This window comes from Agrococcus beijingensis (genome assembly GCF_030758955.1).
GTDB classification, from domain to species: Bacteria; Actinomycetota; Actinomycetes; order Actinomycetales; family Microbacteriaceae; genus Agrococcus; species Agrococcus beijingensis.
The window spans coordinates 692,614-707,200 of record NZ_CP132360.1 but is presented as its reverse complement, the minus strand read 5'-3'; the positions used below and the strand labels follow the sequence as shown (position 1 = coordinate 707,200).

The 14,587-nt window shown below is 72.6% G+C and carries 16 protein-coding genes and 1 pseudogene; 7 read left to right on the top strand and 10 right to left on the bottom strand.

The genetic code is table 11. The annotated features are described in order from the left end of the window. Nucleotide 1: 1 nt before the first annotated feature. The gene (locus Q9250_RS03300; protein WP_306233149.1) at nucleotides 2-628 is read right to left on the bottom strand and encodes a maleylpyruvate isomerase family mycothiol-dependent enzyme; all 627 of its coding nucleotides are present in this window, start codon (nucleotides 626-628) and stop codon (nucleotides 2-4) included. Nucleotides 629-678: 50 nt separating this feature from the next. Between Q9250_RS03300 and Q9250_RS03295 the strand changes: the two genes are divergently transcribed. After that, nucleotides 679-1,296, top strand: coding sequence for a GNAT family N-acetyltransferase (locus Q9250_RS03295; protein WP_422665068.1), 618 nt, complete (start codon nucleotides 679-681; stop codon nucleotides 1,294-1,296). A gap of 9 nt (nucleotides 1,297-1,305) precedes the next feature. Then, a complete protein-coding gene (locus Q9250_RS03290; protein ID WP_306233148.1) occupies nucleotides 1,306-1,596 on the top strand; it encodes a chorismate mutase in 291 nt (96 codons plus the stop codon). 221 nt (nucleotides 1,597-1,817) lie between these two features. Here the strand turns inward: Q9250_RS03290 and Q9250_RS03285 are convergent, their stop codons facing one another. The 6 genes from Q9250_RS03285 to purS all read right to left on the bottom strand — a co-directional run bounded on the left by Q9250_RS03285 (nucleotide 1,818) and on the right by purS (nucleotide 6,815). Further along, entirely contained in the window at nucleotides 1,818-2,294 is a 477-nt protein-coding gene (locus Q9250_RS03285) for an SRPBCC family protein (protein ID WP_306233147.1), read from the bottom strand. Then, the gene (locus Q9250_RS03280; protein WP_306233146.1) at nucleotides 2,291-2,728 is read right to left on the bottom strand and encodes a DUF1761 domain-containing protein; all 438 of its coding nucleotides are present in this window, start codon (nucleotides 2,726-2,728) and stop codon (nucleotides 2,291-2,293) included. The genes Q9250_RS03285 and Q9250_RS03280 overlap by 4 nt, the downstream gene beginning before the upstream one ends. Before the next feature lie 74 nt (nucleotides 2,729-2,802). Continuing rightward, complete coding sequence (gene purL, locus Q9250_RS03275) at nucleotides 2,803-5,097, bottom strand: phosphoribosylformylglycinamidine synthase subunit PurL (RefSeq protein ID WP_306233145.1); 2,295 nt, start codon at nucleotides 5,095-5,097, stop codon at nucleotides 2,803-2,805. Nucleotides 5,098-5,191: 94 nt separating this feature from the next. Continuing rightward, nucleotides 5,192-5,683, bottom strand: a complete 492-nt coding sequence (locus Q9250_RS03270; protein WP_306233144.1) for a DUF3817 domain-containing protein — start codon at nucleotides 5,681-5,683, stop codon at nucleotides 5,192-5,194. Nucleotides 5,684-5,853: 170 nt separating this feature from the next. Continuing rightward, entirely contained in the window at nucleotides 5,854-6,543 is a 690-nt protein-coding gene (gene purQ / locus Q9250_RS03265; protein ID WP_306233143.1) for a phosphoribosylformylglycinamidine synthase subunit PurQ, read from the bottom strand. Beyond that, nucleotides 6,540-6,815 (bottom strand): phosphoribosylformylglycinamidine synthase subunit PurS, encoded by a 276-nt coding sequence (purS, locus tag Q9250_RS03260; RefSeq protein WP_306233142.1) that lies wholly within the window; start codon nucleotides 6,813-6,815, stop codon nucleotides 6,540-6,542. The genes purQ and purS overlap by 4 nt, the downstream gene beginning before the upstream one ends. Before the next feature lie 123 nt (nucleotides 6,816-6,938). On the opposite strand from purS, the gene ypfJ reads away from it, so the two are divergent. Beyond that, nucleotides 6,939-7,838 (top strand): KPN_02809 family neutral zinc metallopeptidase, encoded by a 900-nt coding sequence (gene ypfJ, locus Q9250_RS03255; RefSeq protein WP_306233141.1) that lies wholly within the window; start codon nucleotides 6,939-6,941, stop codon nucleotides 7,836-7,838. Nucleotides 7,839-8,000: 162 nt separating this feature from the next. Here ypfJ and Q9250_RS03250 read toward each other — a convergent pair whose 3' ends face one another. After that, nucleotides 8,001-8,903, bottom strand: a complete 903-nt coding sequence (locus Q9250_RS03250; protein ID WP_306233140.1) for a phosphoribosylaminoimidazolesuccinocarboxamide synthase — start codon at nucleotides 8,901-8,903, stop codon at nucleotides 8,001-8,003. Beyond that, entirely contained in the window at nucleotides 8,900-10,159 is a 1,260-nt protein-coding gene (gene purD / locus Q9250_RS03245; RefSeq protein WP_306233139.1) for a phosphoribosylamine--glycine ligase, read from the bottom strand. Before purD ends, Q9250_RS03250 begins: the two co-directional genes overlap by 4 nt. A 98-nt stretch (nucleotides 10,160-10,257) precedes the next feature. Here purD and Q9250_RS03240 point away from each other — a divergent pair, with 98 nt between their 5' ends. Then, nucleotides 10,258-10,620 carry a sterol carrier family protein gene (locus tag Q9250_RS03240; RefSeq protein ID WP_306233138.1) on the top strand — a complete coding sequence of 121 codons (363 nt, stop codon included), beginning with the start codon at nucleotides 10,258-10,260 and terminating at the stop codon, nucleotides 10,618-10,620. 80 nt (nucleotides 10,621-10,700) lie between these two features. Next, the gene (locus Q9250_RS03235; RefSeq protein ID WP_306233137.1) at nucleotides 10,701-11,642 is read left to right on the top strand and encodes a hypothetical protein; all 942 of its coding nucleotides are present in this window, start codon (nucleotides 10,701-10,703) and stop codon (nucleotides 11,640-11,642) included. A gap of 93 nt (nucleotides 11,643-11,735) precedes the next feature. Here the strand turns inward: Q9250_RS03235 and Q9250_RS03230 are convergent, their stop codons facing one another. Further along, on the bottom strand, nucleotides 11,736-13,109 hold the full coding sequence (locus tag Q9250_RS03230) for a short-chain fatty acid transporter (RefSeq protein ID WP_306233136.1): 1,374 nt from the start codon (nucleotides 13,107-13,109) through the stop codon (nucleotides 11,736-11,738). A 126-nt stretch (nucleotides 13,110-13,235) separates the two neighbouring features. Here Q9250_RS03230 and Q9250_RS03225 point away from each other — a divergent pair, with 126 nt between their 5' ends. Continuing rightward, on the top strand, nucleotides 13,236-13,703 hold the full coding sequence (locus Q9250_RS03225; protein ID WP_306233135.1) for an ABC transporter permease: 468 nt from the start codon (nucleotides 13,236-13,238) through the stop codon (nucleotides 13,701-13,703). Nucleotides 13,704-13,705: 2 nt separating this feature from the next. Further along, a pseudogene (locus Q9250_RS03220) lies at nucleotides 13,706-14,587 on the top strand (hypothetical protein); the annotation flags it as partial.

Genomic DNA, 14,587 nt, shown 5'->3' with positions numbered 1-14,587 from the left:
GTCAACGACCGGCGCGCATGACGCCCTCGAGCCCCGCATCCGGACGCCTGCCGGTGAGGTAGCGCAGCGCCTCCAGGCCCCGTTCACGGGCGGATGCGTTGACCGCGGCCAGGTGCAGGGCGTCGACCAGGTGCCCACTCGGCGGCGTCCAGTCGAGCCCCGCGGCATCGGCGATGTCGACGCCGTGCACGGTGAGCTCGAACACCCGCGTGCGCAGGTACTCCTCGAGCCGCATGGCGACGCCGGCGGCGGGCAGGCCGACGGCGATCAGGCGGTCGAGGCCCACCGCGTCGACCGCCGCGACCGCGGCAGACGCCAGCTCGGCGATGGCGGTCGCCGGATCGTCGCCGAGCTGCTGCGCCGCCGCTCGGCCACGCAGCTCGATCGCCTCGTCGTCGCCCTGCTGCCGCAGCACGACCTCGAGGTACTCGCAGGCCGAGTGCACGGTCACCTCGGCCGGCTCCGGCTGCGCGAGGTAGTCGACGACCGTGCTGATCGCGCGCGAGGTGTGGCCGATCAGCTCGCGCAGGCTCCACTCGCCGAGGCCCGGCCGGTCGAGCCGCTCGCGCGGCACCCGGTCGACCAGGTCGACGAGCTCGAAGGCGGCTCTGCCGAAGTGCACGGACACGGTCGCATCGTCGCACGCGCCGCCGGAGCGGGCAACGGCAGAATGGGCGGGTGACGAGCACCGAACCGACCTCCAAGCCGAGCATCCTCGACCGACCCGTGCTGACGCATCCGCTCGCCACCCTCGAGCCGCTGTCGCACGAGCACGCGGCCGACCTCGCGCTCGCGGCCGCCGAGGGCGAGCTGTGGGAGCGCGCCTGGTACACCTCGGTGCCCGAGCCGAGCGCCGTCGGCGCCGAGATCGACCGGCGGCTCGCGCTGCTCGATGCCGGCACGATGGCGCCCTGGACGATCGTGGTGGCGGGCCGCGCTGTGGGCCAGACCACCTACATGAACATCGAGGCGGAGACGCCGCGGCTCGAGATCGGCTCGACCTGGATGGCGGTGTCGCAGCAGGGCACCGGCGTCAATGCGGCGATCAAGCTGCTCATGCTCGAGCGGGCGTTCGAGGTGCTGGGCTGCGTGGCGGTGGAGTTCCGCACGCACTGGCACAACCGGCAGTCGCGCGACGCGATCGAGCGGCTGGGCGCGAAGCAGGATGGCGTGCTGCGCAGCCATCAGGTCTACAAGGGCACGCTGCGCGACACGGTGGTCTACTCGATCGTGGCGTCGGAGTGGCCGGCGGTGCGGCGCGGGCTCGAGGCGCGCCTGGCGCAGCGGGCGAAATAGGCTGGAGCCATGAGCACGCCCGACGAACAGCTGGCCCGCTACCGGCACTCCATCGACAACGTCGACGCGATCCTCATCCACACGCTCGCGGAGCGCTTCAAGCTGACGAAGGCGGTCGGCGAGCTGAAGGCCGCCCACGCGATGCCGCCGTCGGACCCGTCGCGCGAGGCGACGCAGATCGCGCGGCTGCGGCGGCTGGCCGAGGATGCCGACCTCGATCCCGAGTTCGCCGAGAAGTTCATCACCTTCGTGATCGCCGAGGTGATCCACCACCACGAGCGGATCGCCGGCGAGGCCTGAGCTCAGGCGTCTGCAGCGGGCGCGGCCCGCCGGTCACCGACCGAGGATCGGCTCGCAGAGCGGTCGGTCGGTCACCGAAAGCGGATCGATTCGCGTTCGGCCATGAGACGCGGATGCATCGTCCGCGTCTCGTGGGATCTCCGCGTTTCGCGACGTGCTCGGCAGGGCGCCGCGGATGCCGCGCTCCAGTCGCGCAGGCTACGCGCGTTCCGCGACGGCGCTCAGAGCGCCGCGGCAGCCGCGGCGATGTCGTCGAGGTCCTGCTGCATGATCCTGCGGGTCACGCGCATGCCGATGCCCGAGGTGAGCTTCGCCACCACCCGCTGCACCCAGGAGAGGGTCTGGTAGGTGCCGCTGAAGCGCATGCGCAGCAGCGTGCCCGCGCGGCCCTCGGCGGCGGGCTGCGGCTCGAGCGTGAACTCGGTGCGGTAGCGCATGCCGTTCGCCTCCGCGGCGATGGTGGTCGATCGGCCCGGATCGATGCCGACGACCTCCATCTCCTCGGTCGCCTCGCGGCCCATCATCGTGCGCGTCTCGCGCCAGCGGGTGCCGATCGCGTAGCCGACTCCTGCGAGCCGCTCGATGCGGGTCGCGCCCGACAGCACCGTCTGCGAGCCCTCGAGATCCGTGAGCACGTGCCACACTGCATCCGGCGAAGCATCGATCGACCGCTCCAGGGTCAGCGAGATGTCGCTCATGCGGCCGGCGGCCAGACGCCGATGATGAGCGCCATCACCGTGATGATCAGGAACTCGTTGAGGGCCGTGTGGCCGGTGACGCGGAACCCGCGCGGGTCGAACGCGTCGTGCACGACCACGCGCGAGATGGTGAAGCCGACGAAGAGGATCCAGCCGGTGACGAGCGCGTTCAGCAGGAAGCTGCCGCCGTAGAACTCGAACGCGATCCAGGTGGCGCCGGCGAGCACCCAGGCGGTGACGAACGCGCACAGGATGATCAGCGGATACACCCACGGCTTCGGCCCCTTGCCGACCGAGTCGGGAGTGTGGCCGATGGCCTTCATCCACGACGTGCCGAGCACCTTCGGGTGGTAGTAGACGAAGCCGACGACCATCGCGGCGACGGTCGCGAGCAGCACGGCGAAGATGTTGACTGCGGGCACGGTGAGGTCCATGGCTGAAGCATAGGCTCGCGGAGCGCCGCCGTGGCGGTCAGCCGCGCCCGCCGGAACGGCTGACCGTCGGGCGCCTACGCGAAGCGGCCGCGGATCGTCTCGCGGTTCGAGGCGCGCAGCTCGTCGAGCGACAGCGTCGCGACGTCCTGGATCTCGATCGTGCCGCTGGTGGCGTCGGTGACGCCGATGCGCAGCACGGGCACGCCGCGCGCCTCGCACATGCCGGTGAACTTCACCTCGTCCTCGCGGGCGACGGCGGCGATCGCGCGCGCGCCCGACTCGGAGAAGAGCGCCGCGGTCTCGTCGATGCCGTCGCGCTCGGTCAGGCCGGAGAGCCAGATGCGCGCGCCGATGCCGAAGCGCAGGGCGCTCTCGACGACGGCGACGCCGAGGCCGCCCTCCGAGAGGTCGTGCGCCGAGGTCGCGAGGCCCTCGAAGGCGATGCCCTGCATGAGGCCGGCGAGCTGCTTCTCGGCGGGCAGGTCGACCTTGGGCGGCAGCCCGCCGAGGTGGTCGTGGATGGCGCCGGCCCAAGCCGAGCCGTCGAGCTCGTCGCGGGTGGTGCCGAGCAGGAACAGCGCCTGGCCGTCGTCCTGCCAGCCGGAGGGCAGGCGACGGTCGACGTCGTCGATGATGCCGAGCACGCCGACGACGGGCGTCGGGTGGATCTGCGTCTCGCCGGTCTGGTTGTAGAACGACACGTTGCCGCCGGTGACCGGGATGCCGAGCTCGACGCAGGCGTCGGCGAGGCCGTCGACGGCCTCGGCGAACTGCCACATGACCGCGGGGATCTCGGGGTTGCCGAAGTTCAGGCAGTCGCTCACGCCCACCGGCATCGCGCCCGAGACGGCCACGTTGCGGTAGGCCTCGGCGAGCGCCGCCTTGGCGCCCTCGCGCGGGTCGAGTTGGCAGTAGCGGCCGTTCGCGTCGACCGCGACGGCGAAGCCGAGCCCCGACTCCTCGTCGATGCGCACCATGCCGGCGTCGTCGGGCATCGACAGCGCCGTGTTGCCGAGCACGTAGTCGTCGTACTGGTCGGTGATCCAGGATGCGTCGGCCAGGTTGGGCGAGCCGACCAGGGTGCGCAGCTGGTCGCCGAGCGCCGCGCCCGAGACGCGCGCCAGGACGGAGGCGCTGTCTGCCTGCAGGGCGTCCTGCCAGTCGGGCCGCGCCATCGGCCGGTCGTAGACGGGGGAGTCGATCGCGACCGTCTTCGGGTCGACGTCGACGATCGTCTCGCCGGTGTGGGTGATGACGAGGCGTCCGTCGCCGGTGACCTCGCCGAGCACGCTGGTCTCGACATCCCACTTGCTGGTGATCGCCAGGAACTCGTCGAGCTTCGCAGGGCTCACGATCGCCATCATGCGCTCCTGCGACTCCGACATGAGGATCTCCTCGGCCGTGAGCGTGGGGTCGCGCAGCAGCACGTGATCGAGCTCGACCTTCATGCCCGAGTCGCCGTTGGCGGCGAGCTCGCTGGTGGCGCACGAGATGCCGGCGGCGCCGAGATCCTGGATGCCCTCGACCACGCCGGCCGCGTAGAGCTCGAGGCAGCACTCGATGAGCACCTTCTCGGCGAACGGGTCGCCCACCTGCACGGCGGGCCGCTTGGCGGGGCCTTCGTCGTCGAACGACTCGGAGGCGAGGATCGATGCGCCGCCGATGCCGTCGCCGCCGGTGCGGGCACCGAAGAGCACGACCTTGTTGCCGACGCCGGTGGCGTTGGCGAGGTGCAGGTCCTCGTGCCGCAGCACGCCCACGGCGAGCGCGTTGACGAGCGGGTTGCCCTGGTAGACGGCGTCGAAGACCGTCTCGCCGCCGATGTTCGGCAGGCCGAGGCAGTTGCCGTAGAACGAGATGCCGCCGACGACCCCGTGGACGACCCGAGCGGTGTCGGGGTGGTCGATCGCACCGAACCGGAGCGCATCCATCACCGCGACCGGGCGGGCGCCCATCGAGATGATGTCGCGCACGATGCCGCCGACGCCGGTCGCGGCGCCCTGGAACGGCTCGACGAACGAGGGGTGGTTGTGCGACTCGATCTTGAAGGTGACGGCCCAGCCCTCGCCGACGTCGATGACGCCCGCGTTCTGGCCCATGCCGACCATCAGGCGCTCCTGCATCTCGGGCGTCACCTTCTGCCCGAAGGTGCGCAGGTGCGTCTTCGACGACTTGTAGGAGCAGTGCTCGCTCCACATCACCGAGTACATGGCGAGCTCGGCGCTCGTCGGGCGGCGGCCGAGGATCGTGCGGATCTGCTCGTACTCGTCGGGCTTCAGGCCCAGGGCGGCGAACGGCTGCTCGCGCTCGGGGGTCGATGCGGCCACCTCGACGGTGTCACGGGGAATGGTGCGGGGTGCTGCGCTCACGGCTCTCCTCGGCGTCGAGCCCTTCGGGGGCTCTGCTCGGCGGTCTCTCGATCCTATCGAGCGGGCGGATGCGTCGGGTCGCCCGCCGTCGTCGTCAGGAGAACCACTCGCTGGGCGGGCCGGCGTTCAGCAGCACCACGAAGACGACGGCGACGAGGGCGACCACGATGAGCGCCGAGCGCAGCGGGTGGGTGATGCCCCACCGGTATGCCCGGTCGATCCAGCGGGCGTCGCGCGGGTCGTCGCTCGCCTCGGTGCGCCAGGCCCCGTCGAGCAGGCCCCGGCGGGCGATGCGGCGCTCCCACGGGATCGTCGCGTAGGGCACGACCGCCGTGACGATGCCGAGCAGCAGCGTGCCGATTGACCAGCGCTGGTTGTGGCCGACGACGAGCTGCATCGCCGCGTAGGCGATGAAGACGAAGCCGTGGATCGGGCCGGCGATGGGCACGAGCGCCTCGACCCCGAAGCCGTACTTGGCGATCATCGCGACGATCAGCAGCGTCCAGGTGATCGCCTCGGCGATCGCGAGCAAGCGGTAGAGCCGCTTCGGGCTGAGTCCGGTGGTGGATGCGGTGGCGGCGGTCATGTAGACAGCCTACATCCACGCGCCGGTGCACAACGCAAGCCCGCGCGGTCGATCCAGCCGCAGCCCGGGAGCTGTGGGCGAGATCGGTGCCGAACGCCGCGCCTCGGCTTGCGTTGTGCAGCGCTCCGTCGGGCGACGATGGTCGGGTCGCGCGGCCGTGCGGAGTCGGGTCAGGCGGCGATGCGCTCCAGCGCCGACTTGAAGATCTCGAGGCCGTCGAGACCCGCCTTCATGCGCGTCGTGGTCGGGCCGAATCCGAGCTCGACCGCGTGCTCGGGGTGCGGCATGAGGCCGACGACGTTGCCGGCGGCGTTCGTCAGCCCGGCGATGTCGTCGATCGACCCGTTCGGGTTCTCGCCCACGTAGCGGAAGGCGACGAGCCCCTCGCCCTCGATGCGCGCGACCTCATCGGGCGTCGCGACGAACCGGCCCTCGCCGTTCTTCAGCGGGATGACGATCTCCTGGCCCTGCTCGAAGCGGTTCGTCCAGGCGGTCGATGCGTTCTCGACCCGCAGGCGCTGGTCGCGGCGCACGAACAGGCCGGTCTCGTTGCGCACCAGGCCGCCCGGCAGCAGTCGCGCCTCGGCGAGCATCTGGAAGCCGTTGCAGATGCCGAGCACCGGCATGCCGCGCTCGGCGGCTTCGACGACCTCGGTCATGATCGGCGACAGCGCGGCGATCGCGCCGCAGCGCAGGTAGTCGCCGTACGAGAAGCCGCCCGGCAGCACCAGCGCGTCGACGCCCTTGAGGTCGTGCTCGCCGTGCCAGAGGGCGACCGGCTCGTGACCGGCCACCTTCACGGCCCGCTGCGCGTCCCGGTCGTCGAGCGTGCCGGGGAAGGTGATGACGCCGACCTTCACTGCGCGGATCCCTGCGCCGACGCGGCCTCCACGACCTGCACGCCCACGACGTCCTCGATGACGGTGTTCGCGAGCACCTCTTCGGCGACCGTGCGCACCTGCGCGAGCAGCGCATCCGTCACCTCGCCGTCGACGGTGAGCTCGAAGCGCTTGCCGACGCGCACGTCGCCCACCGCCTCGTGGCCGAGGCGGGCGAGCGCGCGGGTGACCGCCTTGCCCTGCGGGTCGAGGATCTCGGCCTTCGGCATGACGTCGACGACGATGAGGGCCATGGGTCTCCCTAAACGGTGAGGTGGTCGGGGTGCAGCCTCCAGTCTACGGATGCGTCGGGTGCCGCCGAGAGCGCGGGTGCGGCTTCCGGGTCTTCAGGAGGAGCGCGGGGCTATTGTTTCGCCATGACCTTCAGGGGCGATGCGAACTTCGACACCACGAGCGTGAGCCGCGGCGGTGGCGGCGGGCGCGGCGGCGGCGCGATCGCGATCGGCGGCGGCGGCATCCTGACCGTCATCCTGGTGCTCGTGTCGATGTTCTTCGGCGTCGACCTCACCGGCCTCGCTCCTGGCCAGCCGATCGATCCGCAGTCGCAGACGCAGTCGGGCGAGGAGATCACCGGCTGCACCGGCGAGCAGGCCAACGACCCGGCCAACATCGACTGCCGCATGGAAGGCGGCGCCGACTCGATGTCGCAGTTCTGGGAGACGACGTTCGCCGCGAACAACCTCGAGTACCGCGACCCGACGGTGCAGCTGTTCGACCGGCAGGTCGAGACCGGCTGCGGCGGTGCGACGAGCGCCGTCGGGCCGTTCTACTGCCCGCCCGACGAGCGCATCTACCTCGACACCACCTTCTTCCAGCAGATGCGCGACCAGTTCGGCGCCTCGGGCGGCAACCTGGCGCAGCTGTACGTGCTGGGGCACGAGTGGGGCCACCACATCCAGAACGTCACCGGCGACCTGCAGCGGGTGCAGCAGGGCGACACCGGGCCGCAGTCGACTGCGGTGCGCTCCGAGCTGCAGGCCGACTGCTACGCCGGCGCGTGGATCGCGGCGGCCTCGCAGACCGCGGATGATGACGGCGGGGCGCCGCTGCTCATCGCGCCCACGCAGACCGAGATGAACGACGCGCTCAACGCGGCGCAGACGATCGGCGACGACCGGCTGCAGCAGATGGGCGGCGGCGGCGTGAACCCCGAGGGCTGGACGCACGGCTCGAGCGAGCAGCGCGCGAACTGGCTCGCCACGGGCTACAACGACGGCGTCGGTGCCTGCAACACCTGGAGCGCGCCGCAGGTCTGAGCAGCGCTGCCCCGCTGGTCGGGCCGGCCGGCGGCCGCGGCTCGCCACCTGTCTCCGCAGATGTAGGGCTTGTGGTCGCTGACGCGCGTCAGAAGCGACCCATGGCCCTACATCTGCCGGGCTGTCCGTGGCGCGCGCCGGCGCGCGGGTCGGCGGGGCGGGTCAGCGGGCGGGGGTCGCGTCCGCTGGCGAACCCGTCAGCTTGGCCAGCAGCTCGCCGTAGCGGGCCGCCGTGCGCTCGACGATGTCGTCGGGCAGCGCGGGTGCCGCGCCCTCGCCGTCCCAGTTCGCCGCCAGCCAGTCGCGCACGATCTGCTTGTCGAACGACTCGACGCGGCCGGCCTCGAGGGCCTCGGCGTCCCAGTACCGCGACGAGTCCGAGGTGAGCACCTCATCCGCCAGGATCAGCTCGCCCGTGACGCGGTCGCGCCCGAACTCGAACTTGGTGTCGGCGAGCACCAGCCCTGCCTCGGCCGCGATCGCCGCGCCCTGCGCGTAGACGGCCAGCGCCAGGTCGCGGATCGCGGCGGCATCGGCCTCGCCGACCAGCTCGACGGTGCGCTCGTAGGAGACGTTCTCGTCGTGCTCGCCCTGCGGCGCCTTCCAGGCGGGCGTGTAGATCGGCTCGGGCAGCGCGTCGCCGTCGTCGAGCCCGGCGGGCAGCACGACGCCAGAGATCGAGCCGACCTGGCGGTACTCCTTGAGCCCCGAACCGGTCACCCGGCCGCGCACCACGCACTCGACGGGCAGCATGTCGAGGGTGCGCACCAGCATCGCGCGGCCGCGCACCGCCTCGGGCGTGCGGGCGTCGGCGTCGGGCGCGAGCTGCGAGGGCAGCCCCAGCCGGTCGATCCACCAGCGCGTCAGGGTCGTCAGCAGCTCGCCCTTGCCGGGGATCGCGGGCTCGAGCACCTGGTCGAACGCCGAGACCCGGTCGGAGGCGACCATCAGCATCTCGGCGGCCGTCGCGAGCGACTCGCCCTCGGCGACATAGAGGTCGCGCACCTTGCCGCTGTAGGCCAGCGACCAGCCGGGCAGCTCGGCCGACGCCGCGAGAGCCGTCACGCCTTCGCCGCGATGTCCGAGCGCGACTGGCCGCCCAGCAGCGAGATCCTGCCGAGCCCCGCGTAGGCGCGCTCGCGCGCCTCGGCGAGCGTGGCACCCGTGCCGACGACGTTCAGCACCCGGCCGCCGGTGGCGGTCAGGCCCTGCTCGCCGCGGCCGGTCGCGGCGTGCAGCACCTGCACGCCCTCCAGCGCCTCGGCATCGTCGACGCCCTCGACCGGGCGGCCCGTCATCGGGTCGCCGGGGTAGCCCTCGCTCGCGAGCACCACCGCGACCGCCGCCGAGTCGCGCCACACCAGTGGCGCGACGGAGCCGAGGGTGCCGTTCGCGGCCGCCAGGAGCGCATCCGCCAGCCCCGACTCGATGCGCGGCAGCACCACCTGCGTCTCCGGGTCGCCGAAGCGCGCGTTGAACTCGATCACCTTCACGCCCGCGTCGGTGACGATCAGGCCGCAGTAGAGCAGGCCCGTGAAGGGCGTGCCGTGCGCCGCCATCGCGCGGATCGTGGGCAGCGCGACCGTCTCGACGACCTCATCGACGAAGGCCTGCTCGCTGCCGTACCGCTCGGCGAGCCACGGCAGCGGCGAGTACGCGCCCATGCCGCCGGTGTTGGGGCCCGCGTCGCCGTCGCCGAGCCGCTTGAAGTCCTGCGCGGGGGCGAGGGGCACGACGTGCTCGCCGTCGGTCAGCACGAACAGGCTCACCTCGGGGCCGGCGAGGAACTCCTCGATGAGGATCGGGCCGTCGGGCAGGAACGCCTCGGCGTGCGCCTCGGCCGCCGCGCGGTCGTCGGTGACGATGACGCCCTTGCCGGCGGCGAGGCCGTCGGCCTTCAGCACATAGGGCGGCGTCGCGCTGTCGAGCGCCGCCTGCACCTCTGCCATCGTCGTGGCGGTGACGTCGGCGCCGGTGGGCACGCCGGCCTGCGCCATGATCTGCTTCGCGAACGACTTCGAGCCCTCGATCGCGGCGGCCGCCTTCGTCGGGCCGAACGCGGGCACGCCGGCCTTCCGCAGCGCGTCGGCCACCCCGGCCACGAGCGGCGCCTCCGGGCCGATCACGACGAGGTCGAAGCCGCCGTCGACCGCGAACTCGGTGACGAGGTCGGGCTGCTTGATGTCGATGCGCACCGTCTCGACGTCGGTGGCGATGCCGGCGTTGCCGGGCGCGGCTGTGACATCGTGGCCGCCCTCCGCGAGGAGTGCCGCGATGATGGCGTGCTCGCGCGCGCCGCTGCCGAGTACCAGGATCCGCACCCGCCCATTCTACGAACCCTTGAGGCCCCTCGGCGTGCCGACCCGGATGCATCGCCTGTGAAAGCGTCTGCGTCTGCGGCCGCGACTAGCCTTGCGGGGTGGCCAAGCGCATCCCCGATCTCGACGGTGTCGACGCCGTGCGGGCCGCCCTGCTGCCCGACGCCGCCCGCCCCGATCGGGCGCTCGCGGTGCGCTACACGCTGCAGTGCCTCGCCGAGCGAGCGCCCGGCAAGAGCGTCGAGGTGCGGGTGCCGCCCTTCGGCGCGGTGCAGGCCGTCGAGGGGCCAGGCCACACGCGGGGCACGCCGCCGAACGTGATCGAGACCGACGTCGCGACCTGGCTGGCGCTCGCCAGCGGCACGGAGACATGGGCGGATGCGGTGGGTCGCGGAGCCGTGCGGGCGTCGGGGGTGCGCGCCGACGTGTCGGCCTGGCTGCCGCTGGTTCGCCTCTCCGCCTAGGACCCTTCGGTCTGCGCCGCGGATCGATCGCACCGCGCAGAGCCCCTGGCGCTCCCCGCCCCGAGGGCCATACTGAGGCCATGGCCCAAGTCGTCCGCCCGCAGGGGTTCATCGCACCGCTGGTGATCCTGATCGTCGGCATCGTGCTGCTCTTCAACGGCGTGCCCGCGCTGGTCCAGTGGGTGAGCTGGATCGCCCAGTCGGCGCTGGTGATCGGCGTCGAGGATGCGCTGAGCGAGGCGGCCGTGCCGCTGCTGCTCGCGGGTCTGTCGACGTTCGTGGGGTTCCTCATGCTGCGCGGCGGCTGGAGCGCGCTCATGAAGCTCGCCCGCAGCGCCAGCAGCCGTGCGCAGGAGCAGGTGCGCACGGGCGCGCAGCAGGTGCGCCGCGAGGTCGACCAGCGCGTCTCGCAGGTGAGCTCGCAGGCCGAGCACCTGCAGAACAAGGTGCCGCAGTCGTGGCGCGACCGGATCGAGGCGGTGGCGCAGGAGGCCGAGCAGGAGCGGGCCCGTCGCTCAGGGCAGCAGCCGCAGGTGCACGCGCAGCAGCCGCAGCGGGTGCAGCAGTACGTGCAGGCGCAGCGGCCCTCGGAGCAGCCGATGCAGCGGCCAGTGCAGCAGCCAGTGCAGCAGCGGCCAGTGCAGCAGCAGGCCGCGCAGGCTCAGCCGCAGCGGCAGCCGCAGGCGCCGGGAGCCGACCGGCTGCAGCGCATCGAGGAGCTGCGGCGCAGCACCGGCGAGCGCGCCGAGCAGCTGCTGAGCGGCCAGGCGGATCCCCGCCGGGCGGCGCAGGACGTGCGTCGCGCATCGCAGCAGGCGGCCAAGCTGGCGCAGCAGGCGGCGAGCACCGCGCTGCCGATGCGGCTCGACGAGGCGACGCAGGCGCTGGTCGGGCGGCTCGACTCCGCCGACGCCGAGCGCATCAAGCAGCACGGCTCGGCGCTCACGCGGTCGTCGCTGCGGTCGAGCTCGCTGTCGAAGACGTCGCTGTCGCTGAACTCCCTGCTGCAGCACCACCGCTGACGGGCGCCGGCGCGCTCGCGCTGCCGACGCACGACAGCCGCGGCGGCCGGAGGGCCGCCGCGGCTGCGCGGAACAGAGCGAGCTACCTGCTCGCTACAGCGACCAGATCAGCAGGATCGACGCGAACACCAGGCCCGAGGCGATGAGCGTCACTGTCGTGTAGCCGAGGATGTCGCGCATCTTGAGCCCGGCGATGGCGAGCAGCGGCAGCGCCCAGAAGGGCTGGATCATGTTCGTCCACTGGTCGCCGTAGGCGACCGCCATGATCGGGATCGCCGGGTCGACGCCCAGCCGCTCGGCGGCGTCGAGCAGGATCGGCGCCTGCACCGCGAACTGCCCGCCGCCGGAGGGCACGAAGAAGTTCACGAGGCCCGCCGACAGCAGCGCGAGCACGCCGAAGGTCGTGGGCGTCGAGACCGACACGAACCAGTCGGAGAACACCTGGATCAGGCCGGAGCCGGTCATGATGCCGAGGATGCCGGCGTAGAGCGGGAACTGCAGAAGGATCTCGCCGACGTTCGAGGCCGCCTCCTTCGTGAGCCGGATGATCTCGAACGGGTTGCGCACCAGCAGGAAGATGAGCGCCAGGAACGACCAGTTGACGATGTCGAGCGTGAGGGTGCCGCCGCGCACGAAGTGCACCACCAGGTAGAAGACCAGCGCGGCGCCGACGATGAGCGTGATGATGCGGCTCGCGTCGATGCGATCGGCGGGGGTGACGACCTCCTCCTCGCCCTCGGCGAGCTGCTCGCGCAGGTCGACCTGCAGCTCGACGATCCTGTCGCTGCCGCGCGGTGCGACGAGCGACAGGGCCACGGCGACGACGACGATCGTGGCGACGGCGCCGATCAGGTTCGGCAGCGCGAAGGTGGTGTCGGTGATCGGCACGACGCCGCCGCCGAGGCTCTGCGAGATGAACGAGTCGGGGGTGGCGGCGGTCAGCGGGCCGGAGCCCGAGTAGCCCATGTGCCACACGACGAAGCCCGAGAAGCCTGCGGCGACGAGCATCGGGAAGTGCAGCTTCAGGCCGCGCTCCTTGCCCGAGGCGGCCACCTCGCGCGCCAGCAGGCCGCCGACGACGAGGCCGAGGCCCCAGGTGATGAGCGACGCGACCGCGGCGATCACGAACACGAAGAGGTAGGCCTGCACCGGCGTCTGCGGCAGCGCAGACAGCTTGGTCAGCAGCTTCCGCACGGGGCGGGTGTTCGCGAGCATGTGGCCGAGCAGCAGGATCAGCGCCATCTGGGTCATGAAGGCGAGCAGGCCCGAGAGCCCGTCGCCCCAGTGGTCGACGAGGTCGACGGGGTTGGTCTGGGTCACCGTCAGCGCGAGCACGGCGACCACCAGGGTCAGCACGATCGCGAAGACCAGCGCCGAGGGGATCCACCGCTCGACGAGGGTGTTCAGGGGCCGCATCGCGCGTGCGAGCGGCGCGCCGGTGGGCTTCTCAGCCGTGGCGTTCGACATGGATTCACTCCGTTGTGGTGCAGGGGTCGTCATGGGCGAAACCGCCCATGACCGACACTAGCGATTCGCTATGAGGCTCGGCGCCCACGTCCCGGGCGCCTGCGCGCGACGTGGGATCATGGCGGCATGAACGCCCCCGCCGACTCCGCTCAGCCCGACGCCGCGAACTCGCACGAGACGCGCGACGACGAGCAGATGCAGGTGCGGCGGACGCCGAGGTACGGGGCCTTCATGGCGATCGGCGCCGTCATCGGCGCGGTGGCCGCCTGGCTCATCTCATCGGCGATGCCGCCCTCGACCGACGCCAACGGCACGCCGGTCGACACCAGCCCCGTGCTGGGGCTGGCGATCGTCGTCGGCTTCGTGCTCGGTGTCGCGGTGGGAGGGCTGGTCGCCTGGATCATCGACCGCTCGCTCGCGAAGCGCGCTCGCACCGTGACGGTCGAGCGCACCGAGGTGCGCGAGATCGAGACGGATGCGCTCGCCGACGAGGGCGTCGAGGCCGGCTCCGCGCAGCCCGAGTCGCCCACCGCCGATGCACGGCCTGCGGAGGACGACCGACCTGCGGAGGACGACCGCCCCCGAGGGGCCTGAGCGTGCCGACCGCGCGCCTGCGGCTGGCGGTCGCGCACGCGCTCGTGTGGATCGCCAACGGCTTCGGCGCGACGACGCTGGTGACGGATGCGGTGCGTCACGACGGCGGATCGCTCGCGCTCGCGCTCGGCTCGGCCGCCGCGCTCGCCGCGGCCGGCCTCGGGCTGCTCGCCCCGCGCCGAGCCCGACCGCGCACGCTCGCGCTGGCCGCGTCAGCGCTCGCCCTGGTGACGCTCGCCGCGGTGGGCTCCCTGGTGATGCTCGGGATGGCGCCTGGGATGGCCGCGGCGATGGCGCAACCGGTGACGCAGGGGATCGCACCGGCGGCGCTGCTGGGCCTCGCGGCGGGGCTGCAGGTGCGCGCGATGCGCACAGCCGCGGCGAGCGACCCGCCGCTCGCGCCGCGGGTGCGGCCAGCGCCGACCCTGCTCGCGGCCGCGCTCGGCACCGCGATCGCCGCAGCGATCGCCTCCGCATCGGGTGCCGCGCTCGGTGCCGGTGCCGGTGTCGGCGGCGACGGCGAGTCCACCATCGTCGCAGCGCCCGTGCCGTCGTTCGACGTCGCGGTGCTGCTGCTGGTCGCCGCCGGGCTCCACCTCGTCGTGCTGGCGCTGCTCGCTGCCGCGCCGACGACGGCGAGCAGCGGCCCCCCGGGGGACGCCGACGAGTCGGGCCCGCCGCGGGCGCTGCCGCGCCGCGCGCTCGGCCTGCTCGCGCTCGCGGCGGCCGGGGCAGCGGGTGTCGCCTCGCTCCGCCCAGCGCTCTCGGCGATCGGCGCCGACGTGCCGCAGCCGGGCTGGCCACTCGCGCTGACACTTGCGATCGGCGCGCTGCTCGGCCCGCCGCTCGCCCGGCTCGCCGCGCGGCTGCTGCCCGAGCCCGCC

What these genes read in the sequence shown, in the direction of transcription:
- Q9250_RS03290 (WP_306233148.1), top strand. Translation starts at nt 1,306, where the DNA reads ATGAGCACGCCCGACGAACAGCTGGCCCGCTACCGGCACTCCATCGAC.
- Q9250_RS03285 (WP_306233147.1), bottom strand. Translation starts at nt 2,294, where the DNA reads ATGAGCGACATCTCGCTGACCCTGGAGCGGTCGATCGATGCTTCGCCG.
- Q9250_RS03280 (WP_306233146.1), bottom strand. Translation starts at nt 2,728, where the DNA reads ATGGACCTCACCGTGCCCGCAGTCAACATCTTCGCCGTGCTGCTCGCG.
- Q9250_RS03270 (WP_306233144.1), bottom strand. Translation starts at nt 5,683, where the DNA reads ATGACCGCCGCCACCGCATCCACCACCGGACTCAGCCCGAAGCGGCTC.
- purS (WP_306233142.1), bottom strand. Translation starts at nt 6,815, where the DNA reads ATGGCCCTCATCGTCGTCGACGTCATGCCGAAGGCCGAGATCCTCGAC.
- ypfJ (WP_306233141.1), top strand. Translation starts at nt 6,939, where the DNA reads ATGACCTTCAGGGGCGATGCGAACTTCGACACCACGAGCGTGAGCCGC.
- Q9250_RS03235 (WP_306233137.1), top strand. Translation starts at nt 10,701, where the DNA reads ATGGCCCAAGTCGTCCGCCCGCAGGGGTTCATCGCACCGCTGGTGATC.
- Q9250_RS03230 (WP_306233136.1), bottom strand. Translation starts at nt 13,109, where the DNA reads ATGTCGAACGCCACGGCTGAGAAGCCCACCGGCGCGCCGCTCGCACGC.
- Q9250_RS03225 (WP_306233135.1), top strand. Translation starts at nt 13,236, where the DNA reads ATGAACGCCCCCGCCGACTCCGCTCAGCCCGACGCCGCGAACTCGCAC.